Source organism: Methanobrevibacter filiformis (assembly GCF_001639265.1).
Taxonomy (GTDB): Archaea; Methanobacteriota; Methanobacteria; order Methanobacteriales; family Methanobacteriaceae; genus Methanacia; species Methanacia filiformis.
On sequence record NZ_LWMT01000221.1, the window covers coordinates 1 to 512 of the forward strand.

Below are 512 nucleotides of genomic sequence, written 5' to 3' on the forward strand. Positions count from 1 at the left end.
CAAATCATTAAGCTCAGTAGAACTAATATGACGCACCACTACTTCTTTAGAATCTTTACTCATATACCAATATTATATATTTTATACTATATAAATATTGTCAAAAAATAGGTATCGTACTATACTTTGTCATCTATCATTGATGACAGTATTATTTTTACTGACATTTTATCTGGTGGATTCTACAGAATCTAAAGTATCATCACTGATTATTCCAATGATTGAATATATGTCTGCTTTTTTAACTTTTAATATTATTTCATCACCAGATACTTTCCAATCTAAGATATCCGACTTTTCTATATTGAATTTCTTTCTTATTTCGGCAGGTATGACAGTTCGATAGCCTTCACATACTTTTGTTGAAATCATTTTATCACCTAGTAGTTTGTGTCAAAAAGTTGCCTCCTGAAAAATTGATTATTACTAAAATAATGATTTATCATAACATTTAGGTCCATTTTAATTCATCGTTCTGTCTTTCAATTATTGGTTTTAAATAAGACATAGCT

At 27.5% G+C, this 512-nt stretch carries 1 protein-coding gene; it reads right to left on the minus strand.

The genetic code is table 11. From position 1 onward, the window contains the following. Positions 1 to 168 precede the first annotated feature (168 nt). Positions 169 to 372 carry an AbrB/MazE/SpoVT family DNA-binding domain-containing protein gene (locus tag MBFIL_RS05525; RefSeq protein ID WP_066972236.1) on the minus strand — a complete coding sequence of 68 codons (204 nt, stop codon included), beginning with the start codon at positions 370 to 372 and terminating at the stop codon, positions 169 to 171. Positions 373 to 512: the final 140 nt, after the last annotated feature.

What these genes read in the sequence shown, in the direction of transcription:
- MBFIL_RS05525 (WP_066972236.1), bottom strand. Translation starts at nt 372, where the DNA reads ATGATTTCAACAAAAGTATGTGAAGGCTATCGAACTGTCATACCTGCC.